Genomic DNA, 22,930 nt, shown 5'->3' with positions numbered 1-22,930 from the left:
GGTTGAAACTGGTGCCTTCGGCCGGAAAATCAAGCCGATGCGGCGGGTTTGTCCATTTTTGCCGCCCCCACGCGGCGCGAAGGCTTGCGCATGGTCACAAGCTCTTCCGCCAGCGTCGGATGCACGGCGATGGCGGCGTCGAAATCGGCCTTGGTCGCGCCCATGCCCAGCGGGATCGCGATCATCTGGATCATCTCGCCCGCCTCGGGGCCGAAGATGTGGCAGCCCAGCACCTTGTCGGTCTCGCCGTCCACCACCAGCTTCATCACCGCCCGCGCATCCGAGCCGGCGAAAAGCGAGCGCATGGGCCGGAAGCTGGCGACATAGATGTCGGCGGGACCGCAGGCCTCGGCCTCTTCCTCGGTCAGGCCGATGGTCGCCACCTCATGCGGGCGGGTATAGACGGCGCTGGCCACCAGCCGGTGGTCGACCTTGCGCGGCCGGGCGCCGAAGACCGTGTCGGCAAAGCTGTGCCCTTCGCGGATCGCGACCGGGGTCAGGTTCACCCGGTCGGTCACGTCGCCCACGGCATAGATCGACGGCACCGAGCTTTGCGACCATTCGTCCACCGCGATCTCGCCCTTGCGGCCCAGCCGGACGCCGGCCTCCTCGAGCCCCAGCCCCTTGGTATAGGGCGCGCGGCCGGTGGCGAACATCACCGCGTCGAAGATCTCGCTGCCGCCATCCTCGAAGGTGACGCGGACGCCCGCCCCCTCGCGGTCCAGCCGCGCCGGGTTGGTGCCCAGCCGCACGTCGACGCCGATGGCGCGCAGCTGCTCGGTGGCATGGCGGCGCATCTCGGCGTCGAAGCCGCGCAGCACCGCATCGCCGCGATAGGCCAGCACGGTGGCGCTGCCCAGCCCTTGCAGGATGGTGGCGAATTCGCAGGCGATGAAGCCGCCGCCCACCACCAGCACCCGGCCCGGCAGCCTGTCGAGCGTGAACAGGTCGTCCGAGATCAGCCCCAGTTCCTTGCCCGGAATGTCGGGGCGCTGCGGCCGGCCGCCGACCGCGATCAGGATATGCTTGGCGCTCAGGCGCTGGCCGTCGGCCAGCTCGACCGTATGCGCGTCGTGCAGCCGGGCGCGCTGCATGTGGACCTCGACCCCGGCATTCACCAGCCCCGAGGTATAGGCGCCCTCGAGCCGGTCGAGTTCGCGCAGGAGCTTCCCGTGGAACTCGGCCCAGTCGAAGCGGCCCTCGCCCGCGCCCTGCCAGCCGTAGCCGCGCGATTCGGTCGCCGCGGCGCCGGCCTGCGAGGCGAAGATCATCAGCTTCTTGGGGACGCAGCCGCGGATGACGCAGGTGCCGCCCATGCGGCTTTCCTCGGCCAGGCCGACGCGGGCGCCGTATTCGCTGGCCGCGATCCGCGCCGCGCGCACCCCGCCCGAGCCGCCGCCGATGACGAAAAGGTCGTAGTCGAATTTCATGCCATGTCCTCGCGCCGCAACTCCACCACCGACCCGTCCGGGCAGCCGATGATCGCCAGCTCGCAGATATTCAGGAACAGCCCGTGTTCAACCACCCCGGCGATCGCGGACAGCTCGGCCGCCAGCGCCTCGGCATCGGGGATCGATTCCAGCGCCAGGTCCAGCACCAGGTTGCCCTCGTCGGTGCGCAGGGGCGCATCGGCCCGCTTGCGCAGCAGGATCGGGCGCTGGGTCAGCTCCAGCCGGTCCAGCGTGCGCTGGATCAGCGTCCTGGTCGCCTGCCAGCCAAAGGGAATCACCTCGACCGGCAGGTGAAAGGCGCCCAGCCGGTCCACCACCTTGCCCTGGTCGGCGATGACCACCATGCGGTCCGAGGCGGTGGCGACGATCTTTTCGCGCAGATGCGCCGCGCCGCCGCCCTTGATCAGGTTCAGGTCCGGGTCCACCTCGTCGGCGCCGTCGATGGTCAGGTCCAGCCAGCCGATGGCGTCCAGGTCCTCGACCGTCAGCCCCAGCGCGGTCGCCAGCTCCGCCGTCGCCTTCGAGGTCGCGGCGCAGCGCAGCGCAAAGCCTTCCTCCTGCACCCGCTGCGCCAGGCGGCGCACGAAGATCGCCGCGGTCGAGCCGGTCCCCAGCCCCAGCCGCATCCCCGGCTCGACCAGCGCCACCGCGGCGCGGGCGGCGGCATCCTTGGAAAGATCGGTGACGGCGGGATCGGTCATGACGGGAATCCTTGGCTGAATGGCAGGCGGCACATGGCCGTCCTTATAAGCACAAGCCGCGCCATGGGCCACTACCGGCTGCGTCTTTTGGCCGCGACGAAACGCCTGACCGGCGGCGATTGCCTCGGGGCGGCGGCTGACCTACATCTGGCGGCCATGACGATACCCGCCACATATGCCGCCATCATCACCGCCGCGGGCCGCGGCACCCGCGCAGGCGAGGGCCTGCCCAAGCAATGGCGCGGCCTGGCCGGGCAAAGCGTGCTCGAGCGCAGCATCGCCGCTTTTTCCGGTTTCCCGCGCATCGTGGTGACGCTCGCGCCCGAGGACATGGCGCGCGGCCTGGCCGAGCTTGCCGGCCCGGTGGTGCTGGTCGCCGGCGGCGCGACGCGCAGCGACAGCGTGCGCGCGGCGCTGGAAAGCCTGGAAGGCAGCGGCGTGACCCATGTGCTGATCCACGACGGCGCCCGGCCGCTGGTTTCGCCCCGCGTGATCGACGGCGTGGTCGCGGCGCTTGCCGCCGGTGCGCCCGCCGCCGCCCCAGCCCTGCCCGTCACCGATGCGCTGTGGCGGGCCGCGGACGGCCGCGTCACCGGCACCGCCAGCCGCGAGGGGCTGTTTCGCGCCCAGACCCCGCAGGGCTTTGCGCTGGACGCCATCCTGGCCGCGCATCGCGCCCATCCCGAGGGCGCGGCGGACGACGTGGAACTGGCGATCCGCGCCGGCCTGCCCGTCACCGTGACGGCGGGGGACGAGGACAACCTGAAACTGACCTGGCCCGAGGATTTCGCGCGGGCCGAGCGTATCCTGGGGGACGCGATGGACATCCGGCTTGGCAATGGTTTCGACGTGCATGCCTTCACCACAGGCGACCATGTCTGGCTGTGCGGGGTAAAGATCCCGCATGACAAGGCGCTGCTGGGCCATTCCGACGCCGACGTGGGGATGCACGCGCTGACCGACGCGATCTATGGCGCCTTGGCGCAGGGCGACATCGGCCGGCATTTCCCGCCCTCGGACCCGCAATGGAAGGGCGCGGAAAGCCACATCTTCCTGCGCCATGCCGCGATGCTGGCGCGGCAGATGGGCTATGAGATCTCGAACGCCGACGTGACGCTGATCTGCGAGCGGCCCAAGGTCGGGCCCCATGCCGGCGCCATGGCGCTGCGGCTGTCCGAGATCGTCGGGGTCGAGCCCGACCGGGTCAGCGTCAAGGCCACCACCTCGGAACGGCTGGGCTTCACCGGGCGCGAGGAAGGCATCGCCGCCATTGCCACCGTCACTTTGGTCAAGGGGTAATCATGGACAAGTTGATCGCGACATTCTTCGGCATCGGCCACCTGCGGCCGGCGCCCGGCACCTGGGGCTCGGCCGCCGCCGTGGTGCTGGGGGTCGCGGCCTATGAATGGCTGCATCCGATGCTGGTGCCGGCGGGTTTCGTGCTGGCGACCGTGCTGGGCTTCTGGGCGGTGCCGCGCGTGCTGGCGCAAAGCGCCGACGGCGACCCGTCCTGGGTCGTCATCGACGAGGTGGCGGGGCAATGGCTGGCCATGTGCTTCACCGTGATCCCGCTGGCGCAGAAGGGCGTCTCTATCCTGGCGGCCTGGCCGGGCTTCGTCGCGCCCTTCCTGCTGTTTCGGCTGTTCGACATCTGGAAACCCTGGCTGGTCGGGCGCGCGGACCGGCGCGGCGGCACGCTGGGCGTGATGGCGGACGACCTGTGGGCGGGGCTGTTCGCCGGCGTGGTCTCGGTCATCCTGGCCGGGCTTTACCATGCCGTGCTGGAGCCGATGCTGTGACCGACCCCGCCGAAGTCCTGGACCTGGCGCGCAGGCGCGGGGTGATGATCGCCACCGCCGAAAGCTGCACCGGCGGGCTGATCGCCGGGCGGCTGACCGACGTGCCGGGCTCGTCGGACGCGGTGGACCGGGGCTTTGTCACCTATTCCAACGCCGCCAAGGTCGAGATGCTGGGCATCCGCCCCGAGACGCTGGAGGCCCACGGCGCGGTCAGCGAGGAAATCGCCGCCGAGATGGCCTCGGGCGCGCTGGCCCGTTCGCAGGCCGGCGTCGCTGTCGCCGTCACCGGCATCGCTGGCCCCGGCGGGTCCGAGCACAAGCCCGAGGGCCGGGTCTGCTTCGGCATCGCCGATGCCGGCGGCGTCAGCACCGAGACGGTGGATTTCGGCCCCCGCGGCCGCGCCGCGGTGCGCGCCGCCACCGTGGACCACGCGCTGGCTTTGCTGAAGGCCGCCCTGGCCTAGGGGCGCGGCAATGCGGGGGCGAATGCCGGACGGTATACCCACACAGCAAGATCAGGTCGCGCCCGCCGGGCTGCCCAAGGCCAAGGCGACGCCGCCGCCTGCCGGGCGGCGTCAGGCCAGGGCCTGCAAGGCGCCGGTCACGTCCTCGAGCCGCGTGTCCCAGCCGCAGACCAGCCGGACGCCGACCGGCTCGTCATCCTCGGCCTTCTGGCTGTGCGGCCAGAGGTGATAGCAAAGGCCGCCGGCGCAGGCGCGGCGATGCAGATCGGCCGGGATGGTGGCAAAGACCGCATTCGATTCGACGCGCTGGTCGATGCGCACGCCGGGCAGCCGCGCCAGACCCAGCGCCAGTTCATGCGCCATGGCATTGGCGTGGCGCGCCAGTTGCAGCCACAGGTCGCCCTCGAGCCAGGCCAGCACCTGCGCCGCCAGATAGCGATGCTTCGAGACCAGCGCCCCGGCCCGCTTGCGGCGGAACTCGAACTCCTCGGATTTCGCGGGGTCGAAGATCAGCACCGCCTCGACCCCCATGCAGCCGTCCTTGGTGCCGCCCAGCGACAGGATGTCCACGCCCGCCCGCCAGGTCAGGTCGGCCGGCGCCACATCCAGCCCGGCCAGCGCATTGGCAAAGCGCGCCCCGTCCATATGCAGCCCCAGCCCGGCATCGCGGGCGACGGCGGCAAGGGCATCGACCTCGTCCGGAGTATAGACCGTGCCCCATTCGGTCGCGTTGGTCAGGGTCAGCGCAGCGTTCCGCCCGGCATGGACCGAATCGCGGCCATGGACCACCAGCGCCTCGGCCAGCGCCTCGGGGGTGATCTTGCCGCCGGCGCCGGGCACCGGGACAAGCTTGGCGCCGCCGGTCATGAACTCGGGCGCGCCGGTCTCGCTGGTCTGCACATGGGCGTCGGCATGGCAGAAGACCTTGCCCCAGCCCGGCGCCAGCAGCGACAGGGACAGCGCATTGGCCGCGGTGCCCGAGGCCACGAAATGCACCGCCGCCTCGGGCGCGTCGAACAGTTCGCGCAGGCGGTCCTGGGCGGCGCGGGTGATGCTGTCCTGGCCGTAGGAGGGCACATGGCCCTCGTTCGCGGCGGCAAGCGCGGCCATGATGCGGGGATGCACGCCGCCCGCATTGTCCGAGGCGAAATTCATGAAAGATCCTCGATGATATGCTCGTCCCAGTCGTCCTCGGTCACGGAAAGCTCGCTGACGGTCCAGCCGCGCACCGAGGCGCCGGCGCGATGCACCGATTCGCGATCGCCCGAGATCAGATAGTGCCAGTCGTAAAGCGGCTTGCCCTCGGCGCGCAACCTGTAGGCGCAGGTCGAGGGCAGCCACCAGGCGATCTCCTTGAGCTTTTTGGGCGTCAGGACGACGCAATCGGGAACGAAATCATGGCGGTTGGCATAGCTGGAACATTGGCAGGTCTCGCCGTCCAGCAGCCGGCAGGCGACGCGGGTAAAGGCCAGCTCGCCCGTATCCTCATATTCGATCTTGTTGAGGCAGCACTTGCCGCAGCCGTCGCAAAGCGCCTCCCATTCCTCCTTGTCGAGGCGCGCCAGCGGCAGTTCCCAGAACCGTTCGCGCATCAGCGGGTCGCCAGGATCTCGCGGGCCTGGGCACTGTCGCGGTCCATCTGCGCGACCAGCGCATCGAGCGTGTCGAACTTGGCCTCGGGGCGCAGGTATTCGACCAGGGCGACCGACAGGTGCTGGCCATAGAGGTCGGCGGCGAAATCGAAGACATGCACTTCCAGGTTGGGCCGGTTCTCGCCGAACATCGGCCGCACGCCAAGGCTGGCCACGCCCTTGTAGCTGCCGCGGTCCGGCCCGGTCAGCACGTCGACCAGCACGGCATAGATGCCGAGCGCCGGCAGGTGCAGCCCCTCGACCGCCATGTTCGCGGTCGGATAGCCCAGGTCGCGGCCGCGCTTGTCGCCATGCAGCACCTCGCCGTCGATGCGGTGCCAATGGCCCAGCATGCGCTCGGCGTCGCGGGTGCGGCCCTCGGTCAGCGCCTGGCGGATCGCGGTCGAGCTGTATTGCACCGCGCCGTCGCCGATCAGCGGCGCCACGGTGACGCCGAAGCCCATCTCGCGGCCCAGCCGGGCCAGGGTCTGCGCATCGCCCGACCGCTTGCGGCCGAAGCAGAAGTCGGAGCCGACGGTGACATGGCGCACGCCCAGCCCCTCGACCAGCACCTCGCGCGCGAAGGCCTCGGGCGCAAGCCCGGCCAGCACTGCGTCGAAGGGCAGTTGGTAAAGATGGTCCACCCCCAGCCGCGCCAGCCGGTTCGCCCGCGATTCCACGTTCATCAGCCTGAAAGGCGGCGCGTCTGGGGCGAAGAACTCGCGCGGATGCGGCTCGAAGGTGATGACGCCCAAGGCCGCGTCGCAGGCGGCGCGCGCCGCGTCGATCACCGAGCGATGGCCCAGGTGGACGCCGTCGAAATTGCCCATGGCGACGGTGGCCCCGCGGGCATCGAGCGGCAGAGCTTTCCAGTCGTGATGGATGCGCAATCGGGCCCCCGGTGGGCCGGCGGCCGGCCCTGTCAGTCGAATTTGCGGCTTGGCGCCAGAACGACCGCCTCGCCTTTCAGGACGACCGTATCGCCGACGAGGCAGCGGGTTGCAAGGGTCACGCGGCGCTTTGCGTGGTCGATCGCCTCGACCGCGACCTCGGCGCGCACCATGTCGCCGGGCCGGACGGGGGCCATGAATTTCAGCGTCTGGCCCAGGTAGACCGTGCCGTGGCCGGGCAGCTGCTCGCCGATCACGGCCGAGATCAGCCCGGCGGTCAGCATGCCATGGGCGATGCGCCCCTCGAAGATGGTGTCCTGCGCATAGGCCTCGTCCAGATGCACCGGATTGCGGTCGGTCGAGACCTGGGCGAACATCTCGATATCCTCGTCGGTCACTACCTTCTGCAGGTAGCGCATCATCCCGACCTCGAGATCCTCGATGACGATCGTGCCGCGCGGAAGGTTGTCCAGCATCATTCAATGCTCCCGATGAGTGGCTTCATGCTGCATAGCAGCAAAAGCATGGGCGCGCAACAAAATAACACGGGCACCATCCGAAAGGACGGATTGTTACCGAACCGTTCAGCGCAGCCGGCCGATGGCATAGGCCGGGTTCTGCGACCGCAGCGCCAGCCATTCCCCAAGCCGGGCCGGGTCGGGGTTTTCCACATCCGCGCCGAACTGGTCGAAGGCAAGGCCGCCGGTGATGAACAGCGCATCCAGCCCCTCGCCCGTCGCGCCGGCGATGTCGGTGGCGATGCCGTCGCCGATGGCCAGGATGCGGGCATCCTCGCCCAGCCCCAGCCGGCGGCGGGCAAGGTCATAGATCGGCGGATGCGGCTTGCCGAAATACAGCGAGGTGCCGCCCAGATCCTCGTAAAGCTCGGCCAGGGCGCCGGCGCAGTAAAGCCGCTTCTCGCCCAGGTCCACCACCACGTCCGGGTTGGCGCAAAGCAGCTTGAGCCCGCGTTCGCGCGCCAGCATCAGCCGGGCGCGGTAATCCTCGGGCACCTCGACCAGGTCGTCGAAAAGCCCGCAGCAGACGATGCCCTCGGCCTCGTCCAGCGCGACGCGGGAAATGGCCGGGGCATCGCGCCATTCCTCGGGGATGTCGGTGAAGAATCCCTCGTCCTTGGGCTGGGCGATGGCCCAGACCCGGCGGCCGACGGCGCCGGCGAACATCGCGTCCTGCGCCGCATCGCCCGAGCTGACGATGGCGTCCCAGGCATCGCGCGGCACGCCCATGGCGTCCAGCTGCGCCGCCACATAGCGGCGCGGGCGCGGCGCATTGGTCAGCAGCACCACCCGCCCGCCGCCGGCGCGAAAGCCCTGCAAGGCGGCGACCGCGGCCGGGAAGGCCGCGACGCCATTGTGCAGGCAGCCCCAGAGATCGCAGAACAGGACGTCGTAATTCGGTGCGATCTCGTCGAGCGAGCGGATGATCTGCGTCATGGAACTGCCCTTCGGTCAGACGGCCAGAGCCGGGATGATCTGCTTCTTGCGCGACATGACGCCGGGCAGCACCACGCTGTCGCCCGAAACCGTGGCGTTGAAGCTTTTCTCGGCCACCTGCCGGACGAAATCGTTCGGCACCAGCAGGGTGGCTTCCTCGTTCAGGATGTCGACGATGAACAGCAGCACCTCGTCGGCGCCATCGGCGGCCGCAACGGCGGGCATGGCGGCCATCAGCGCCGCCTTGCGGTCCAGCAGCACCTGCGGCGCGGTCGTCTCCAGCACCGAGACGCGCAGCTGCTTGCCGCCCAGCTCGTATTCCTTGCTGTCCATGCGCAGCAGGGCTTCCTCGGTAAAGGCCGACACGTCCGACTTGGCCGCGAACATCTCGGCCGCGTATTCGGGGATCGAGACGCCCAGATCCTTTGCCAGCTTCTCGGCCACGAAACGGTCGTGGGGCGTGGTGGTCGGGCTGCGGAACTCCAGCGTGTCCGACAGGATGCAGGTCAGCATCGCGCCCTTGATGGCGCGCGGCGCGCGGGCCAGATCCTCGTCGCCGATCAGGTCGTGCATGATCGTCGCGGTGCAGGCCAACGGGCGGATGGTGATGTTGATCGGCAGGCGCGTGCGGATGCCGCCGGCCAGCAGGTGGTGGTCGATGATCTCGATCACATCGGCCTCGGCCAGCGAATCGGGCAGTTCGGCGGGGTTGTTGGTGTCCACCACCACGCATTGCTCGCCCGGCGCCACGTCGGCGATGATCTGGGGCTGGTCGAGGCCCCATTTCGCCAGCATCCAGGCGGCCTCGGTGTTCGGCTCGCCCTGAAGCACGGCCTGCGCGGGGGTCTTGCGCACCTCGGACAGATACCAGGCCCAGATGATGGGCGAGCCGGTCGAATCGGTGTCGGGGGCCTTGTGGCCGAAAACCTTGATCATGGGGATCCCCTGAAGCTTGGGCGGAAAATTCGCCGGGGTTATAGGGGCGCGGCCCGGCAATGTCTATCAACCCGGCGAGACGGCCGCATTCACCGCCAGCGCCAGCAGCACGGTGTTGTAGAAGAACGAGAAGGCCGAATGGAACAGCGTCACCCGCCGCATCCGCGTGCTCAGCGCCGTCACGTCCGCGGTCTGCGCCGCCATGCCCAGCGTGAAGCTGTAATAGAGGAAATCCCAGATCCCCGCATCCGCGTCCGGGGCCAGGCCCGGAAAGCCCAGGCCTCGCGCCTCGGTCCCGTCCGGGCCGGGCGCATACCACAGGCTGGCATAGTGGAAGGCCATGACGGTATGGATCATCGCCCAGCCCAGCGGCACCGAGGCCAGCGCCAGCACCGGGCGCAGCGCGATCCCGGCATGGGGGTCGCGGATCGTCAGCAGGATGGCGGCCAGGCTGATCGCCACCGCGCCGACGGCCAGCGGCACGATCAGGATCATCCCCTCGTCGTCGCGGTCGGCCTGGCCGCGCAGATCCTGCGCACTGATGCCCCGCATCAGAAGCCCGGTCAGCAGCAGGTAGCCGGTGCAGAACAGCACGGAAAAAACCAGCAGCCGGTCCACCAGCTGCATGCGGTAAAGCGCCAGCCCCGCGGCAAGTCCAAGCGCAAAGCTCAGCAGGAAGCGCAGGTGCCTGCGCAGGTCTTGCAGCATCAGACCGGGGTCTGCTGGTGCTGCAGGATGCGCCAGTCGCCGGCGCGGCGGATCCAGGTCGTGGTGCAGAGCGCGCGATAGGTCTCGGCCCCGGCGCGGCGCGCGGTGGCGCGATAGGCCAGCACGCAGACCTCGTCGGTTTCGATGCTGGCGCGGTCGGCCATGGTCACTTCCTGCCAGCGCGGGGCGGATTGCAGCGCGGCGATCACCGCGGCGCGGTTCATGATGCCCCTGGGCTGAAAGGCCATCAGGCAGGAGCCGTCAAGCTTGCGCGCCGCCTCGGCCACCCCGGCCAGCCAGAATTCGCGTTCCTCGCGCCAAAGCTCATCCGCCATCGCCCGTCCCCTCCTCCAGCATGATCGGGCTGATGCTCCAGCCCCTTTCCTCCAGCAGCCGCAGCACGCCATGCTCTCCCGGCAGGTGCAGCGCGCCAAAGCCGATCACCACGCCCTTGCCCTGCCCGGCCGCCTCGGCCGCCGCCTGCTCAATCGGTTCGATCCAGCTTTCGTTCCGCCGGTCCATCAGCTTTTCCTGCGCCAGCCGCATCTGCTCGTCGACCGCGGCCCGGCTCAGGCCGGAATGGTCATAGGCGTCGAAACGGCCGAATTCCCAGATCAGCCAGCTGTCGCCGGCGAAATAGGTATCGGCCAGCGTCACCGCGTAATCGTCGGCATATTCGGCGGCGGGCATGGCGGCACGGATCATGTCCTCTTCTTCCCTGGGGGTCATGTCCGCGAACAGGGTCAGGACGGTGTCCCAGGGCTCCAGCGCGCGGACCGGCACCCCGGCGGCCTGGGCGCGTTCCACCAGCAGGTGATCGAGCCCGCCGGGATCGCCCCTTTCCTCGATCAGCCGCATCATGCAGGGCGAGACCCCCAGCATGACCGCCACATACCAGGGCCGCAGCCGGCTGGCGATCACCGCCGGCAGGCCCCGCGCCTCCAGCGCGGCCGCCAGCGATTTCCACTCGGCATCGGTGAAGCGCTCGGGCAGGGTCGGCCCCTCGGGATCGACCAGCAGGGACGGGTCCGCGGCCATGGCCTGGGTCAGCCGCGCCTCTTCCTCGGGGCCGGCCTCGACCATCAGCAGGGCGGCTTCGTCGAGCTCGGGGCCGAAGCGGTCCATGGCGAGGCCGTGGCGCGGATCGGCGAAGTGATAGGTGCCCAGCAGCGTCACCCGCCGCTCGCCCTTTTCGGCCCGCCAGAACAGGCCCTGGCGATAGGGCACGCCCTCGGCTGCCGCGTGCAGCTCGGCCAGCCGCGCGGGCGGCATGCGCTCGAACAGGTTCTGCCCCACGCAATCCTGCGCCGCCGCCGGCAAGGCCAGAGTCGCGGCGGCGAAAAGGGCGGTCAGGATCGGCTTGAGGCGCATGGGATCGGTTCCGGCATCGAGGATGGCGGCAGCATGGCACGGGCGCGCGCAGGGCGCCAGCCTAGCGCGGCAGCGGCAGCTCCTGCGGCGGGGGCGCCCCGGCCGCGACCGCGCGCCAGATGCGCTCGACCTGCGCGGCCTTGGCGGTCCAGGTGAAATCGCGCATGACGCGGGCCTGTCCCGCCGCCGCCATCGCGGGCAGCACCGCCGGATCGGCGGCGATGGCATCCAGCCGGGCGCGCAGCCCCGCCACCAGATCGGCGCGGCGGCCCATCGGAATGCGGAAACCCGTCGCGTCGTCGACCAGCTCGCCCGGTCCCGCGTAATCGGCGATCACCGGCACCACGCCAAGCGCCATCGCCTCCAGCACCACGCCGCCGCCGAACTCGCGCACCGAGGGGAACACCAGAAGCTGCGCCTGCGCCGCGACGCCCTGCACCTCGGCATGCGGCAGCCAGCCGTGGAAACGCACCGCCTGCCCCACCGCTTCGCGGGCGACCAGGTCGCGCAGCGCCTCGGCCTGCGGGCCGTCGCCGACGATGTCCAGCACCATCCGGCCGTCGCGCAGCAAGGGCAGCGCCGCCTCGATCGCCATGTCGGCGCCCTTGTAGGGCACCAGCCGGCCGATGAAGCAGCCGCGCAGCGGCAATGTGCCGGGCTGCGGCGCGGTCAGGCTGAAGCGCGAGGGCTCGATGGCGTTTTCCGGCAGCCAGACGGTCTTGGCCCGGTAGCGCGCCGGGATCTCGCCCAGCGTGTGCAGCGAGCCGCAGAGGATGGCCGAGGCATGGCGCAGCATCGCGCCGCGGCCCGGCAGCGCCTTGTAGGCGCCGCGGACATAGGACAGCCATTCCCTTTCCCGCCGCCGCTCGCTGTCGAATCCCCTGGGCCAGGGCACGCCGCCGTTCAGCGGCCCCAGGACGAAGGGCACGCCCGCGCGGGCGCAAAGCGGCGCGATGCGGCTGTTCGCCGTCGGCGTCAGCGGCGTCACCCGATGCACGACATCGTAGTGCCCTGCGCGGATCGCCGGGCCGAAGGCGCGCCAGACCAGCCGCTCAAAATAGCCGTAGCCCAGGGTCGAGACCGCGGTCTTCATCGTCCAGCCCACGCCCTTGCCCATGCTCAGCCGCTCGGCCAGCCGCCACATCGGCGCGGCCAGCTTCTCGCTGTCGATGGCGGTGAAATCGCGCCCCTCGACCAGGCCGGCGCGCAGGATCGCCTCGCGGTTGCGGACCTGGGTGACGATATGCACATCGGCCACCCCGCGCAGCGCATGGGCCAGCGACCAGCCGACCAGCGGCACCGAGACCCATTCCGGGTTCGCCGCCTCGGCGATGACAAGGGCCTTCAGACGCCGTTCCACCATAAGCTCCGCCCCCGCTGCTTTCCCTTCGGCCTAGCCGCGCCGCGGAAAGCCCGTCAAGCGGATTTCATGGCGGATTTCGCGATTGCAGACCGTTGACAGGCCGCGGGCAGGCGCCTAGATGGTTCGCCATTGGCACTCACCCGATCCGAGTGCCAACAGCTGCAACACTGCAACCTGAAACACCGGAGTGTTCTACAATGGCTTTCAAACCGCTGCACGACCGCGTTCTGGTCCGTCGCGTCCAGTCGGACGAGAAAACCAAGGGCGGGCTGATCATCCCCGACAGCGCCAAGGAAAAACCCGCCGAGGGCGAGATCATCGCCGTGGGCGAAGGCGCGCGCAAGGATTCGGGCGAGCTGATCGCGCCCGCGGTCAAGGCCGGCGACCGGGTGCTGTTCGGCAAATGGTCGGGCACCGAGGTCTCGGTCGATGGCGAAGAACTGCTGATCATGAAGGAAAGCGACATCCTGGGCATCATCGCCTGATCGTCCCCTTCCGATAACCCATTCAAGGAGCAGAACAGATGGCTGCGAAAGAAGTTAAGTTCAACAGCGACGCGCGTGACCGGATGCTGAAGGGCGTGAACATCCTTGCGGATGCGGTCAAGGTGACGCTGGGCCCGAAGGGGCGCAACGTGGTGATCGACAAGTCCTTCGGCGCGCCGCGCATCACCAAGGACGGCGTTTCGGTCGCCAAGGAGATCGAGCTTTCCGACAAGTTCGAGAACATGGGCGCGCAGATGGTGCGCGAAGTGGCCTCGCGCACCAATGACGAGGCCGGCGACGGCACCACCACCGCCACCGTTCTGGCCCAGGCCATCGTGCGCGAGGGCCTCAAGGCCGTGGCCGCCGGCATGAACCCGATGGATCTCAAGCGCGGCATCGACATGGCCACCGCCAAGGTCGTGGAAGCCATCAAATCCGCCGCCCGCCCGGTCAACGACAGCTCGGAAGTGGCGCAGGTCGGCACCATCTCGGCCAATGGCGAGGCCTTCATCGGCCAGCAGATCGCCGAGGCGATGCAGCGCGTCGGCAACGAGGGCGTGATCACCGTCGAAGAGAACAAGGGCATGGAGACCGAGGTCGAGGTCGTCGAGGGGATGCAGTTCGACCGCGGCTATCTCTCGCCCTATTTCGTCACCAACGCCGACAAGATGATCGCCGAGCTGGAGGATGCCTACATCCTGCTGCACGAGAAGAAGCTGTCGTCGCTGCAGCCGATGGTGCCGCTGCTCGAGGCCGTGATCCAGTCGCAAAAGCCGCTCCTGATCGTGGCCGAGGACGTCGAGGGCGAGGCCCTGGCGACGCTGGTCGTGAACAAGCTGCGCGGCGGGCTCAAGATCGCCGCGGTGAAGGCGCCGGGCTTCGGCGACCGCCGCAAGGCCATGCTGCAGGACATCGCCATCCTGACCGGCGGCCAGGTCATCTCGGAAGACCTGGGCATGAAGCTGGAGAACGTCACCATCGACATGCTGGGCCGGGCCAAGAAGATCTCGATCAACAAGGACAACACCACCATCGTCGACGGCGCCGGCGAGAAGGCCGAGATCGAGGCGCGCGTCGCCCAGATCCGCCAGCAGATCGAGGAGACCACCTCGGACTACGACCGCGAGAAGCTGCAGGAGCGCGTGGCCAAGCTGGCCGGCGGCGTGGCGGTGATCCGCGTCGGCGGCATGACCGAGATCGAGGTCAAGGAGCGCAAGGACCGCGTGGACGACGCGCTGAACGCGACCCGCGCCGCGGTGCAGGAAGGCATCGTGGTCGGCGGCGGCGTGGCGCTGGTGCAGGGGGCCAAGGCGCTGGAAGGGCTGGCCGGTGCGAACTCGGACCAGGAAGCCGGCATCGCCATCATCCGCCGTGCGCTGGAGGCGCCGATGCGCCAGATCGCCGAGAACGCCGGCGTCGACGGCGCGGTGGTTGCCGGCAAGGTGCGCGAATCCTCGGACAAGGCCTTCGGCTTCAACGCGCAGACCGAGGAATATGGCGACATGTTCAAGTTCGGCGTGATCGACCCGGCCAAGGTGGTTCGCACCGCGCTGGAGGATGCGGCCTCGGTCGCCGGCCTGCTGATCACCACCGAGGCGATGATCGCCGAGAAGCCCGAGCCCAAGGCCCCCGCCGGCGGCATGCCCGACATGGGCGGCATGGGCGGCATGATGTAAGCCGACCCGCCTTCGGCTAGGACCGGGCCGCCCCGCAGGGGGCGGCCTTTTTCGCGGGCGGACCGCGCCAGAACAAGGGCCTTGCCGCGCACCGGGGCCGCTCTGGGCCGCACCGGGGCCGCACTGGGCCGGGCTGGGGCCGCACCGGGCCGGGGTGGGCCGGGCTGGGGCCGGGGTGGGGCCGGGAACCCGTCGGGAAAGGACGGGCCGGGCCAGGGCCCATGCAAGGCCATGCGCTTTTCCTGGCAGAGGCCACAGCCCTCCCCCGGTCCTTTACCCGAAGATTTTCATGCCCGGGAAGACGGAGACGGCCTGGCGACCGCAGGCCGCGCCCTGTCGGGCCTTCAGCACCCTTCCGGCTGGTCGTAGAGCCCGGCGAAGCGCTGGCGCAGCAGGTTCTTTTGCACCTTGCCCATGGTGTTGCGCGGCAGTTCCTCGACGAAGAGCACGCGCTTGGGCTGCTTGAACCTGGCCAGCCGCCCTGCCAGCGCCGCCAGCACCCCCGCCTCGGCCAGCGCCGGACTGCCGCTCCCAACCACGACCGCCGTAACCCCCTCGCCGAAATCGCCATGTGGCAGGCCGATCACGGCGGATTCGACCACGCCGGGCAGCGCGTCGATCTCGGCCTCGACCTCCTTGGGATAGACGTTGAGCCCGCCGGTGATGATCAAATCCTTGCCGCGGCCGAGGATGTGCAGATAGCCGCGCTCGTCGAATTTCCCCAGGTCGCCGGTGATGAAGAAGCCGTTGTCGCGCAGCTCGGCGGCGGTCTTTTCCGGCATGCGCCAATAGCCCTTGAACACATTCGGGCCGCGCACCTCGATCATGCCGAACTCGCCCCGCGGCAGTTCCACGCCGGTTTCCGGGTCGGTGACGACGATCTCGGTGCCGGGCAGCGGCAGGCCGACGGTGCCGGCGATGCGCGCGCCTTGTCTTTCCAATCGAGGAGGACCAGGCACGGCTGACAGTCGGGATCGCCGATAGACGAGGGTGAAAAATCCTCGAAATGACTGAAGATATTTATCTCAAAATATTATTTGCATGAATCAATTTACCTAAAAATCATCAACCTCTCCGGCAGGTCGCGACGGGAAACGCGATGGCCGACACGCAAAATTCTCTGCCAGAGGCACTTTATCTCCCGTTCCCGGCCGCGGGCTTGCGGGCGGGCATGACGAAGCGCAGGCGCTTCGCGATGCGGTCCTCGGCATCGATGACGATCCTGAAGATGTGGCCGTCGTGATGGAAGGTCAGGCGGTGCAGGCCGATGTCGCTGCCTTCGCCGCGCTCGGTGCAGCTGGTGGTGCCGCCGTCGCGCATCAGGGCTTGGGTGGCCTCGGCCGGCTGCCGAAAGCCGTGGCAAGCAGGTCCGCGCCGACGACGAAGCGGCCGTCGGCAATCTCGATCCGCTCGGCTTGCTCAGCTTCGGCCGCAGGGGCGCCGTGCCCGCCTTCCCCCTCGTCGCCGGTCATCAGGACGCGCCATGCCGCCCCATCCAGACCCTTGAACTCGCGGTTGCGCAGCGCCCACAGGAAAGCCGCAAGCCCCGAAAGGCCCATGGCCAGCGAAAGCGGGATCAGCAGGGCCAGGCTCATGCCCGATCCCCCAGGATGGCACGGAACAGGTGCCAGGTGCCGTGGCCCAGGACAAGATCAGGATCAGCTCCAGAAGCCCGGTCGCGACGCTGTGCGCGATGCCCTGCGTGACGATCGCGCCCCAGGCCAGCGAGGGGCCGGGATTGCGCGCCAGCATCGCAAAGCTGAACCCCGGCGCGGTCAGCGCATCGCGCCGCTCGGACATCAGCATCGGCAGGGCATAAAGGCTGATGGCGAAAGCAAAGCCTGCGAACAGCCCACCGACCAGTCTGCCGGTCAGCAGCAGCATCCAGCCGCGCAGGGTGGTGAAGGTGTCGGCCAGCGCCTCGCCCGCCCCCGGATAGGATCGCAGCCAGAAGAACAGCGCGTAAAGCAGGTCCGCCGTGCGCAGCCAGAACAGCAGCAGGCACCGAAGCAATCCCGCACAGGCAAGCTGCGCGCCCGCAGCGGCGCGGGAATGGCGCATGTCGGCCAGATACGCGCCTTCGCCCCGTGCCAGCGCGCGAAAGCCCGATGGCCAGGACAGGCCCCAGGATCATGCGCCCGCCAGCGCGGGCAGCACCAGGTATATCAAGCCGAAGTGCCACAGGGCCCAGACCGCCGCGACCGAAAGCAGGAACAGCGCTACCCCAAGGTTGGCCAGGGGGTTGCGGCGGAAATCGCGCCAGCCCGCCGCAAGGCAGTCCAGCGCCACCCGCGCGGACAGGTTGCGGACTAGGACGTCCTGGGGCCGCGGGGACGTGCGTCGCATGGGAAGGGGTTCCAGCATTAACGCCCCTAACAGTTGTGCCGGTCGGGCGAGATCGCGGCGCATTCGGGCTGCGAGCGAAAGGCCACGGCGACCAGATGGACATTGGCGGCGGCAAAGACCAGCAGCGCCACGGCCGCGGCACAGATCGCCAGCCGCCTTTGCGACCCCGGCAGGCCGGCGACGTAAAGCGCCAGCAGGTTGCGCTCGGCCTCGGTCAGCCGGCCTTCCCATGTCGGCAAGACCCCGGCGCGGCCGTTCATCAGCGTGGCGCAGATGGCGGCGGGCGTGCCGCCATAGATCCATTGCTCGTCGGCCTATGAGGGCGCACCGATGCTCATGCCGCCCTCGCCCCGCTCGCCATGGCACGAGGCGCAGTTGTCGGCGAACAGCGTCGCGGCGGGGATGTCGGGATCGGCGGTGCCGTCGAAGGCGATGACATAGGGCACCAGCTGCTCGATCTCTGCGCGCGACAGCATCCCGTCGCGGCCGAAACCCATGATCTGGACGCTATTCGTCTCGGGGTGGTTGTTGTTGACGCCGACGCAGATCAGCTGGGCAATATCGGCGGGCTCCGTGGACCGCAGCCAGTCGCCGTCGTCCAGCGCCGGGAAACCCGTGCCGCCATGGCGGTCCCTGCCCTGCCCCTCGGCGCCGTGGCAGGCGGCGCAATTGTCGGCAAAGAGCCGCGCTGCCGCCGGGCGGGCCACGGTCATCAGACCGGCATCCGCCGCCAGCGCCTTGAAATCGCCCGTGGCGAAGCGGTCCTTCCAGCCCGCGCACAGGGCGGTCATGCGGGCATGGCCGGCCTCGGTCTCGGTGGCCTTGGTCGATGCCCAGTAGGCCGCGGGTATAGTCGCGGCCCAGGGGCCGGGCGGGCAGCAGCACCCAGGCGACGATCGAATAGGCGAAACTCAGCGCCGGCGCCCAGATCACGATGCGCGGAAAGGGCGTGTTCAGCTCCTTGATGCCGTTCCAGTCATGGCCGGTGGTTTCGTGGCCGGTGACGGGGTCGATCTCTTGCTTGCCGCTCATCCCCGGCCCCCTGCCGCGCCGAGGGGCGCCAGGCCAGCCACAAAGCCACGCCGAAGAAACCCATCATCCAAAAAGCCCGAAGGTCTTGGCCATCAGGACCAGGAAATCATGCAGCGCCATCACCCGCCCTCCCCGCTGGCGACCCCGGTCAGCCGGCCCAGGGATTGCAGATAGGCGGCCAGCGCATCCATCTCCGTCAGCCGCCCCGGATCGCCGTCGAAGGCGCGGATGGGCGGCCGCTCGCCGTGGCGTTCCGCGAAACCCGCCGCGTCGCCGTCGGGCATGGCCTGTCCGGCGGCGTCGCGGGCGGCATGGGCGACCATCCCGTCGTCATAGGGCACGCCGAGCCGCGCCAGCACGGCGATCTCCAGCGGCCGCATCAGCCAGGGACAGGCCGGCATGATCGAGGCCGGCACCACCTCGCGCGCGCGACGCGCCAGTCGTCGGAATACTTGCCCCCCAGCCGGGCAATGTCCGGTCCCGTGCGCTTGGAGCCCCACGGCATCGGGCAATCCCAGGCGCTTTCGCCCGCGACCGAATAGGGGCCGTGGCGGTCGATCTCATCGGCCGGGGTGCGGATCATCTGGCTGTGGCAGGCAATGGCAGCCCTCGCGCATGTGGATCTCGCGCCCCAGTTCCAGCGGCGTCGGCGGCGCAGATCCGCGGGGATCTCGACCGTGCGCTGGATGGTGAAAAGCGGCGCGATCTCGACGATGCCGCCGGTCGAGGCCGCGACGATGATCCCCGCCACCAGCCCCATGGACAGCTTTTCCAGGCTGCAATGCAGCCTCAGCATCGCGCTCCTCCGCCGCCATGGTCGCGTGGACTTGCTCCCGCGCGCGGCGCTGGCGGAAGGTGGCGAGGGTATTGGCCACGCAGATCAGCACCCCAAGCAGGAACAGCGCGCCGCCGAAGGTGCGCAGCAGGTCATAGGGCGCCATCGCCATCACCGATTGCAGGAAGCCGTGGGACCGCGCGCCACCTGCGTCATGGTGCGCCACATCAGCCCCTGGGGGACGCCCGCGTTCCACATGGCGACGACATGGACCAGCGTCGCCGGCACCCCCAGCCGGAAATGCCGCTCGACCGCCCGCGGCCAGCGCATCCCGTCCTGTCCGGCCAGATGGGGCACCAGCGTATAGAGCGAGCCGAAGACGATCATCGCCAGCCAGCCAAGCGTGCCGGAATGGACGTGCCCCACAGTCCAGTCGGTGCAACGCGACAGCGCGTTGACCGGCCGGATGGCCAGGAACGAGCCCTCGAAGGCCAAGAGCCCGTAGAACGCCGCCGTGACGGACATGAAACGCAGCGTGGCGTCGTCGCGCACCTTGTGCCCGGCGCCGTTCAGCGTGGGTTGCGCCCGTCAGACAGCCCGTGACCGCCCGGCAGCAGAACAGGTTGTAGCCCAGCAGCAGCACCCAGGGGCCCCGGCAGCCGCGCGCGCGTTGCGCTGGACGACATGGAACAAGGCCGCGATCAGCGCATTGCCGCCAAAGCCGAAGAGAATGCCGGTGGCATGGGCCGGCCGCTGCGGCCCGAAGCGGGTGGCGGGCCAGGGCGGCGTCGCCTCGGGCCAATAGAGTAGCCCCGCCGCCGTCAGGCTGGCGCAAGGTGCCGCCTTCGCGGCAAGATAGCTCCGCCGGCCCGGACCGGCGACGCACGCGTGTCCGGCCGGGGCAACCCCCCGCCGCGCTAGGCGGGCGCGCATGTCAGCCGGATCACCTCTCCGCCGATGCGGTCGCTGGCGACAAGGCGCAGCGGTGGCCGGGGGCCGGCGAAGAACGGCTTGCCGCGGCCCAGCACGACCGGGTGGAAATAGAGCCGATATTCGTCGATCAGCCCCCACTCGCCCAGGCTTTGCGCCAGCTCCGGCCCGGCGACGTCGATCTCTCCGACGGGTTCCGCCTTGAGGCGGCGGATCCGCGCCTCGATGTCATCCGAAACCAGCGCCGCATTGGGACCGACCGAGGTCAGCGAGCGCGAGACCACCCATTTCGGCTGGCGCCGCCAGGCATCCGCGAAGGCGCGGTCCTCGGCGCTCCATTCGGGATGGTCCTCGTCCCAATAGCGCATCACCTCGTAGATGCGGCGGCCGTAGAGGCTGCCGGCCAGGCCGCGCACCTGCCCGGTCCAATGGTGAAACAGCACCGGATCGGGCGCGAAGGCGTCGTGATCGACATAGCCGTCCAGCGACAGGTTCATTCCGAAGACGAATTTCGCCATGCTGCATATCCTCCCTGGCCGTTGGTTCAGCCCGCCGTGATCCTGCCGCAAGCGGTCCCTGCTCAGCCATTCGATGCCGTGAACACCGCCCGCTGCGCGTCGAAGGCGCGCTGATAGGCGGGACGCGCCTTGCCGCGCGCGACATAGGCGCAGAGGTTCGGAAATGCGTCCAGCATGCCGCTGCCCTCCAGCCTGCGCAGCACCGTCACCATCAGCAGGTCGCCGGCGCTGAAGGCGCCGTCAAGCCAGTCGGCATCGCCGAGCCGGTTGGACAGTTGTTCCAGCCGGCCATGGATGCGTTTTTCCAGCAGGGGAAGGCGGGCCCGGTGCCAGGGCTTGTCGTGTTCGTGGTAACGCGCCTGTTCGTGCTCGACGATGGGCGGCTCCATGGTGTTGAGCGCGGCGAAGATCCACATGATCGCCCGCGCCCGCGCATTCGCGTCCTCGGGCAGCAGGCCCGCATGGCGGCCGGCGATGTGCAGCACGATCGCGCCCGACTCGAACAGGGCCAGATCGCCCTCCTCATAGGTCGGGATCTGCCCGAAGGGGTGAAGCGCCAGATGCGCGGGCCGCTTCATCTCGTCGAAGGACACCAGCCGGGTGTGGTAGGGCTGGCCGACCTCCTCCAGCGCCCAGCGGACGCGCATGTCCCGCGCCAGCCCTTGGCCGCGATCCGGGGATTGCGCAAAGGCGGTGATGGTGGGCGTCATCGGAAGGCTCCGCGTGATGGGATCGCCGGGCCGGGCGGCCCGCGCCTATTGGTTGATTTCGGGCTCGACCAGCTTCGCCAGCTTGCGCAGCGAATCCTGCCAGCCGAGATAGCAGGCCTCGGCGGGGATCACGTCCGGCACGCCCTGCTGCTCGATGGTGATCTCGGTGCCGACGGAGACCTGTTTCAGGTCCACCGTGACCTTCATCTCGCCCTGCAGGTTGGGGTCGTCGAACCCGTCGGTATAGACGAGGCGCTGGCCGGGGATCAGTTCCAGATAGGTGCCGCCAAAGGAATGGCTCTGGCCGGTGGTGAAGTTGCGAAACGACATCCGGTAGCGACCGCCGACCTTCGCCTCCAGTTCGTGGACGGTGCAGAGAAAGCCGTAGGGCGGCAGCCAGCTTGCCACCGCGTCGGGCTCGAGGAAGGCGCGGTAGAGCTTTTCGGGCCTGGCCGCGATGACGCGGTGCAGTCGGATGGTGCTGGGCATGGTGTCCTCCGGTGTCTACCTTGGATATTCCAGTTGCATGGCCACCGCGTCGGCGGTGCCTGCACCGTAACGCGCGGCGATCGCGGCAAGGGTCCGGTCGAGGGCCTCGGCGGGCGGGCTCTCGGGAAAGATGGGGACGCGCCGCGCCTCCGGTCCGTCCGTGCCCTGCCGGTCGGGGATGAGGCGGATGCCGTTCCGAGTCTCGACCGTGCCGCTCGGGGCATATGCCGTCACCGTCGACCGATAGGTCCGCGACCAGGCATCGGCTGCCAACGCCAGCGAGACCTCGTCCATGCCCGGTGCAAGGGCGATGCCCAACTCCTCATGGTTCCAGAAAGCCAGCCGGTTGGCCAGAACTGTCACCGCGAAAGGCCGGCTCAGCGCGAAGGCGCCGCTGGCATGGCGTGCGTCCCATCGGGCGATGCCGAGATCGCGGGCGACCGCTTCCGCCCTAGGCCGGCCGGCGATGGCCTCGATCAGGGTCAGCATCATCGGCATCGAGGCAGTGATGCCGGTCGTCGTCACCACGCCGCCATCCGCGACCATCCGCCGGTCGGGGGCATGGGCGATGGTCGGGTCGATCTTCCGCAGCCGGTCCAGATAGTACCAATGCGTCGTCGCGCGCTTGCCCTTCAGCAATCCGGCGGCGGCCAGGGCCTTGGCGCCGGCGCAGATGCCGACGATCACCGCGCCCTTCCTCGCCTGATCCCGCAGCCAGCCCGTCACCACGGGGTCGTCGTCGCGGCTCATGGCGGGGACGATCACGTAGTCCGCGCCGCGCGGATGGGCGGCGTCGAATGCCGCGATGGTCGCGTCGGGCTGGACGGTCAGCGCGGGAAACAGCCGCACCGGGCCGGGTCCGGTGGCAAGCGACACCACCTCGGCCACATCGGCGCGCTTCAGGATGCCATGGGGCAGCAGGTAATCGGTGGTCTCGGTCGCATCGTTGATCCCGACGATGGCGATCAGGGGACGGGGGCGCTTCGGCTTCAGCGCCGCGAGCAGGGCGCCCCTTTCCGCTTGCGGCACCGGCGGGGCCAGGGCCACGGATGCGGGCGGCAACGAGGCGATCCAGAGGCCGAAGCCCGCCGTCGAGAGAACGGCCAGTCCCAGGATGGCCCCCAGGACGAGGCGACGTTTCATCGGCTTGCTGGGCCGTGCCGGGCGGTCAGGCTGCAGATCGCTCATGCCGGTTGCTCCT

General features: G+C 69.4%; 28 protein-coding genes and 2 pseudogenes. 6 read left to right on the top strand and 24 right to left on the bottom strand.

Annotated elements, in window-relative coordinates; genetic code table 11:
* Window positions 1–29: 29 nt before the first annotated feature.
* Both gorA and rpiA read right to left on the bottom strand, forming a co-directional pair.
* A complete protein-coding gene (gorA, locus tag KF941_RS05445; RefSeq protein ID WP_214272757.1) occupies window positions 30–1,430 on the bottom strand; it encodes a glutathione-disulfide reductase in 1,401 nt (466 codons plus the stop codon).
* A complete protein-coding gene (gene rpiA / locus KF941_RS05440) occupies window positions 1,427–2,152 on the bottom strand; it encodes a ribose-5-phosphate isomerase RpiA (RefSeq protein WP_214272756.1) in 726 nt (241 codons plus the stop codon). Before rpiA ends, gorA begins: the two co-directional genes overlap by 4 nt.
* A 156-nt stretch (window positions 2,153–2,308) precedes the next feature.
* Between rpiA and KF941_RS05435 the strand changes: the two genes are divergently transcribed.
* From KF941_RS05435 to KF941_RS05425, 3 genes are read left to right on the top strand one after another with little or no spacing between them, the layout of a single operon-like run.
* Window positions 2,309–3,451, top strand: a complete 1,143-nt coding sequence (locus KF941_RS05435; RefSeq protein WP_214272755.1) for a bifunctional 2-C-methyl-D-erythritol 4-phosphate cytidylyltransferase/2-C-methyl-D-erythritol 2,4-cyclodiphosphate synthase — start codon at window positions 2,309–2,311, stop codon at window positions 3,449–3,451.
* Window positions 3,452–3,453: 2 nt separating this feature from the next.
* Window positions 3,454–3,951, top strand: a complete 498-nt coding sequence (locus tag KF941_RS05430; RefSeq protein WP_072463621.1) for a phosphatidylglycerophosphatase A — start codon at window positions 3,454–3,456, stop codon at window positions 3,949–3,951.
* On the top strand, window positions 3,948–4,415 hold the full coding sequence (locus tag KF941_RS05425) for a CinA family protein (RefSeq protein ID WP_214272754.1): 468 nt from the start codon (window positions 3,948–3,950) through the stop codon (window positions 4,413–4,415). Before KF941_RS05430 ends, KF941_RS05425 begins: the two co-directional genes overlap by 4 nt.
* A 111-nt stretch (window positions 4,416–4,526) precedes the next feature.
* Here KF941_RS05425 and KF941_RS05420 read toward each other — a convergent pair whose 3' ends face one another.
* The 10 genes from KF941_RS05420 to KF941_RS05375 all read right to left on the bottom strand — a co-directional run bounded on the left by KF941_RS05420 (window position 4,527) and on the right by KF941_RS05375 (window position 12,768).
* Window positions 4,527–5,570, bottom strand: coding sequence for a low specificity L-threonine aldolase (locus KF941_RS05420; RefSeq protein ID WP_214272753.1), 1,044 nt, complete (start codon window positions 5,568–5,570; stop codon window positions 4,527–4,529).
* Window positions 5,567–6,007: a YcgN family cysteine cluster protein gene (locus tag KF941_RS05415; RefSeq protein ID WP_036758454.1), complete on the bottom strand. Its 441-nt coding sequence runs from the start codon at window positions 6,005–6,007 to the stop codon at window positions 5,567–5,569. The genes KF941_RS05420 and KF941_RS05415 overlap by 4 nt, the downstream gene beginning before the upstream one ends.
* Window positions 6,007–6,936, bottom strand: a complete 930-nt coding sequence (locus tag KF941_RS05410) for a bifunctional riboflavin kinase/FAD synthetase (protein ID WP_036758451.1) — start codon at window positions 6,934–6,936, stop codon at window positions 6,007–6,009. The genes KF941_RS05415 and KF941_RS05410 overlap by 1 nt, the downstream gene beginning before the upstream one ends.
* A 32-nt stretch (window positions 6,937–6,968) precedes the next feature.
* Window positions 6,969–7,412: a MaoC family dehydratase gene (locus tag KF941_RS05405; protein WP_072463637.1), complete on the bottom strand. Its 444-nt coding sequence runs from the start codon at window positions 7,410–7,412 to the stop codon at window positions 6,969–6,971.
* 108 nt (window positions 7,413–7,520) lie between these two features.
* A complete protein-coding gene (locus tag KF941_RS05400; protein ID WP_036758447.1) occupies window positions 7,521–8,390 on the bottom strand; it encodes a TIGR01459 family HAD-type hydrolase in 870 nt (289 codons plus the stop codon).
* Window positions 8,391–8,405: 15 nt separating this feature from the next.
* Window positions 8,406–9,326: a manganese-dependent inorganic pyrophosphatase gene (locus KF941_RS05395; RefSeq protein ID WP_036758444.1), complete on the bottom strand. Its 921-nt coding sequence runs from the start codon at window positions 9,324–9,326 to the stop codon at window positions 8,406–8,408.
* Between the two features lie 66 nt (window positions 9,327–9,392).
* Window positions 9,393–10,034, bottom strand: a complete 642-nt coding sequence (locus KF941_RS05390) for a DUF1345 domain-containing protein (protein WP_036758441.1) — start codon at window positions 10,032–10,034, stop codon at window positions 9,393–9,395.
* A complete protein-coding gene (locus KF941_RS05385; protein WP_036758438.1) occupies window positions 10,034–10,369 on the bottom strand; it encodes a DUF4440 domain-containing protein in 336 nt (111 codons plus the stop codon). Before KF941_RS05385 ends, KF941_RS05390 begins: the two co-directional genes overlap by 1 nt.
* Window positions 10,359–11,405, bottom strand: a complete 1,047-nt coding sequence (locus KF941_RS05380) for a TraB/GumN family protein (protein WP_116222759.1) — start codon at window positions 11,403–11,405, stop codon at window positions 10,359–10,361. The genes KF941_RS05385 and KF941_RS05380 overlap by 11 nt, the downstream gene beginning before the upstream one ends.
* Window positions 11,406–11,466: 61 nt before the next feature.
* Window positions 11,467–12,768, bottom strand: coding sequence for a glycosyltransferase family 4 protein (locus tag KF941_RS05375; protein WP_214272752.1), 1,302 nt, complete (start codon window positions 12,766–12,768; stop codon window positions 11,467–11,469).
* 197 nt (window positions 12,769–12,965) lie between these two features.
* Here KF941_RS05375 and groES point away from each other — a divergent pair, with 197 nt between their 5' ends.
* Together groES and groL are read left to right on the top strand one after the other, a co-directional pair.
* On the top strand, window positions 12,966–13,253 hold the full coding sequence (groES, locus tag KF941_RS05370; protein ID WP_036758429.1) for a co-chaperone GroES: 288 nt from the start codon (window positions 12,966–12,968) through the stop codon (window positions 13,251–13,253).
* A 38-nt stretch (window positions 13,254–13,291) separates the two neighbouring features.
* Entirely contained in the window at window positions 13,292–14,929 is a 1,638-nt protein-coding gene (gene groL / locus KF941_RS05365; RefSeq protein WP_036761420.1) for a chaperonin GroEL, read from the top strand.
* Window positions 14,930–15,273: 344 nt separating this feature from the next.
* Here groL and KF941_RS05360 read toward each other — a convergent pair.
* The 3 genes and pseudogenes from KF941_RS05360 to ccoS form a co-directional block, all read right to left on the bottom strand.
* Window positions 15,274–15,858, bottom strand: a pseudogene (locus KF941_RS05360) (AMP-binding protein); the annotation flags it as partial.
* Between the two features lie 205 nt (window positions 15,859–16,063).
* Window positions 16,064–16,249: a DUF6522 family protein gene (locus tag KF941_RS05355; RefSeq protein WP_036760646.1), complete on the bottom strand. Its 186-nt coding sequence runs from the start codon at window positions 16,247–16,249 to the stop codon at window positions 16,064–16,066.
* The gene (ccoS, locus tag KF941_RS28520) at window positions 16,249–16,524 is read right to left on the bottom strand and encodes a cbb3-type cytochrome oxidase assembly protein CcoS (RefSeq protein ID WP_036760647.1); all 276 of its coding nucleotides are present in this window, start codon (window positions 16,522–16,524) and stop codon (window positions 16,249–16,251) included. The genes KF941_RS05355 and ccoS overlap by 1 nt, the downstream gene beginning before the upstream one ends.
* Window positions 16,525–16,553: 29 nt before the next feature.
* Here ccoS and KF941_RS05345 point away from each other — a divergent pair, with 29 nt between their 5' ends.
* Window positions 16,554–16,748 (top strand): hypothetical protein, encoded by a 195-nt coding sequence (locus KF941_RS05345; RefSeq protein ID WP_214273705.1) that lies wholly within the window; start codon window positions 16,554–16,556, stop codon window positions 16,746–16,748.
* A 311-nt stretch (window positions 16,749–17,059) separates the two neighbouring features.
* Here KF941_RS05345 and KF941_RS05340 read toward each other — a convergent pair whose 3' ends face one another.
* From KF941_RS05340 to KF941_RS05300, 9 genes and pseudogenes are all read right to left on the bottom strand, one after another.
* The gene (locus tag KF941_RS05340; RefSeq protein ID WP_214272751.1) at window positions 17,060–17,275 is read right to left on the bottom strand and encodes a hypothetical protein; all 216 of its coding nucleotides are present in this window, start codon (window positions 17,273–17,275) and stop codon (window positions 17,060–17,062) included.
* A 26-nt stretch (window positions 17,276–17,301) separates the two neighbouring features.
* Window positions 17,302–17,535 carry a hypothetical protein gene (locus tag KF941_RS05335; protein WP_214272750.1) on the bottom strand — a complete coding sequence of 78 codons (234 nt, stop codon included), beginning with the start codon at window positions 17,533–17,535 and terminating at the stop codon, window positions 17,302–17,304.
* 54 nt (window positions 17,536–17,589) lie between these two features.
* Entirely contained in the window at window positions 17,590–18,066 is a 477-nt protein-coding gene (locus KF941_RS27835; RefSeq protein WP_240540231.1) for a c-type cytochrome, read from the bottom strand.
* Window positions 18,067–18,426: 360 nt separating this feature from the next.
* Window positions 18,427–19,067 (bottom strand): annotated as a pseudogene (locus KF941_RS05325) (cbb3-type cytochrome c oxidase subunit II).
* A gap of 186 nt (window positions 19,068–19,253) precedes the next feature.
* Window positions 19,254–19,634 carry a cbb3-type cytochrome c oxidase subunit I gene (locus tag KF941_RS27830; RefSeq protein WP_346428962.1) on the bottom strand — a complete coding sequence of 127 codons (381 nt, stop codon included), beginning with the start codon at window positions 19,632–19,634 and terminating at the stop codon, window positions 19,254–19,256.
* 365 nt (window positions 19,635–19,999) lie between these two features.
* Window positions 20,000–20,530 (bottom strand): dihydrofolate reductase family protein, encoded by a 531-nt coding sequence (locus tag KF941_RS05315; protein ID WP_214272748.1) that lies wholly within the window; start codon window positions 20,528–20,530, stop codon window positions 20,000–20,002.
* A 62-nt stretch (window positions 20,531–20,592) separates the two neighbouring features.
* The gene (locus tag KF941_RS05310; protein ID WP_214272747.1) at window positions 20,593–21,240 is read right to left on the bottom strand and encodes a glutathione S-transferase family protein; all 648 of its coding nucleotides are present in this window, start codon (window positions 21,238–21,240) and stop codon (window positions 20,593–20,595) included.
* Between the two features lie 45 nt (window positions 21,241–21,285).
* A complete protein-coding gene (locus tag KF941_RS05305; RefSeq protein WP_214272746.1) occupies window positions 21,286–21,729 on the bottom strand; it encodes an SRPBCC family protein in 444 nt (147 codons plus the stop codon).
* A gap of 15 nt (window positions 21,730–21,744) precedes the next feature.
* Complete coding sequence (locus KF941_RS05300; protein WP_240540230.1) at window positions 21,745–22,917, bottom strand: DJ-1/PfpI family protein; 1,173 nt, start codon at window positions 22,915–22,917, stop codon at window positions 21,745–21,747.
* Window positions 22,918–22,930 lie beyond the last annotated feature (13 nt).

The organism is Paracoccus sp. pheM1 (assembly GCF_018499825.1).
GTDB lineage: Bacteria > Pseudomonadota > Alphaproteobacteria > Rhodobacterales > Rhodobacteraceae > Paracoccus > Paracoccus versutus.
This window is presented reverse-complemented; position numbering and strand designations above follow the sequence as displayed.

Excerpts from the sequence above, each read along its gene's own strand:
- gorA (WP_214272757.1), bottom strand. The coding sequence starts at position 1,430 with ATGAAATTCGACTACGACCTTTTCGTCATCGGCGGCGGCTCGGGCGGG.
- rpiA (WP_214272756.1), bottom strand. The coding sequence starts at position 2,152 with ATGACCGATCCCGCCGTCACCGATCTTTCCAAGGATGCCGCCGCCCGC.
- KF941_RS05435 (WP_214272755.1), top strand. The coding sequence starts at position 2,309 with ATGACGATACCCGCCACATATGCCGCCATCATCACCGCCGCGGGCCGC.
- KF941_RS05430 (WP_072463621.1), top strand. The coding sequence starts at position 3,454 with ATGGACAAGTTGATCGCGACATTCTTCGGCATCGGCCACCTGCGGCCG.
- KF941_RS05420 (WP_214272753.1), bottom strand. The coding sequence starts at position 5,570 with ATGAATTTCGCCTCGGACAATGCGGGCGGCGTGCATCCCCGCATCATG.
- KF941_RS05415 (WP_036758454.1), bottom strand. The coding sequence starts at position 6,007 with ATGCGCGAACGGTTCTGGGAACTGCCGCTGGCGCGCCTCGACAAGGAG.
- KF941_RS05405 (WP_072463637.1), bottom strand. The coding sequence starts at position 7,412 with ATGCTGGACAACCTTCCGCGCGGCACGATCGTCATCGAGGATCTCGAG.
- KF941_RS05400 (WP_036758447.1), bottom strand. The coding sequence starts at position 8,390 with ATGACGCAGATCATCCGCTCGCTCGACGAGATCGCACCGAATTACGAC.
- KF941_RS05395 (WP_036758444.1), bottom strand. The coding sequence starts at position 9,326 with ATGATCAAGGTTTTCGGCCACAAGGCCCCCGACACCGATTCGACCGGC.
- KF941_RS05390 (WP_036758441.1), bottom strand. The coding sequence starts at position 10,034 with ATGCTGCAAGACCTGCGCAGGCACCTGCGCTTCCTGCTGAGCTTTGCG.
- KF941_RS05385 (WP_036758438.1), bottom strand. The coding sequence starts at position 10,369 with ATGGCGGATGAGCTTTGGCGCGAGGAACGCGAATTCTGGCTGGCCGGG.
- KF941_RS05380 (WP_116222759.1), bottom strand. The coding sequence starts at position 11,405 with ATGCGCCTCAAGCCGATCCTGACCGCCCTTTTCGCCGCCGCGACTCTG.
- KF941_RS05375 (WP_214272752.1), bottom strand. The coding sequence starts at position 12,768 with ATGGTGGAACGGCGTCTGAAGGCCCTTGTCATCGCCGAGGCGGCGAAC.
- groES (WP_036758429.1), top strand. The coding sequence starts at position 12,966 with ATGGCTTTCAAACCGCTGCACGACCGCGTTCTGGTCCGTCGCGTCCAG.
- groL (WP_036761420.1), top strand. The coding sequence starts at position 13,292 with ATGGCTGCGAAAGAAGTTAAGTTCAACAGCGACGCGCGTGACCGGATG.
- KF941_RS05355 (WP_036760646.1), bottom strand. The coding sequence starts at position 16,249 with ATGCGCGACGGCGGCACCACCAGCTGCACCGAGCGCGGCGAAGGCAGC.
- ccoS (WP_036760647.1), bottom strand. The coding sequence starts at position 16,524 with ATGAGCCTGGCCCTGCTGATCCCGCTTTCGCTGGCCATGGGCCTTTCG.
- KF941_RS05340 (WP_214272751.1), bottom strand. The coding sequence starts at position 17,275 with ATGCGACGCACGTCCCCGCGGCCCCAGGACGTCCTAGTCCGCAACCTG.
- KF941_RS05335 (WP_214272750.1), bottom strand. The coding sequence starts at position 17,535 with ATGAACGGCCGCGCCGGGGTCTTGCCGACATGGGAAGGCCGGCTGACC.
- KF941_RS27835 (WP_240540231.1), bottom strand. The coding sequence starts at position 18,066 with ATGACCGCCCTGTGCGCGGGCTGGAAGGACCGCTTCGCCACGGGCGAT.
- KF941_RS05315 (WP_214272748.1), bottom strand. The coding sequence starts at position 20,530 with ATGGCGAAATTCGTCTTCGGAATGAACCTGTCGCTGGACGGCTATGTC.
- KF941_RS05310 (WP_214272747.1), bottom strand. The coding sequence starts at position 21,240 with ATGACGCCCACCATCACCGCCTTTGCGCAATCCCCGGATCGCGGCCAA.
- KF941_RS05305 (WP_214272746.1), bottom strand. The coding sequence starts at position 21,729 with ATGCCCAGCACCATCCGACTGCACCGCGTCATCGCGGCCAGGCCCGAA.
- KF941_RS05300 (WP_240540230.1), bottom strand. The coding sequence starts at position 22,917 with ATGAGCGATCTGCAGCCTGACCGCCCGGCACGGCCCAGCAAGCCGATG.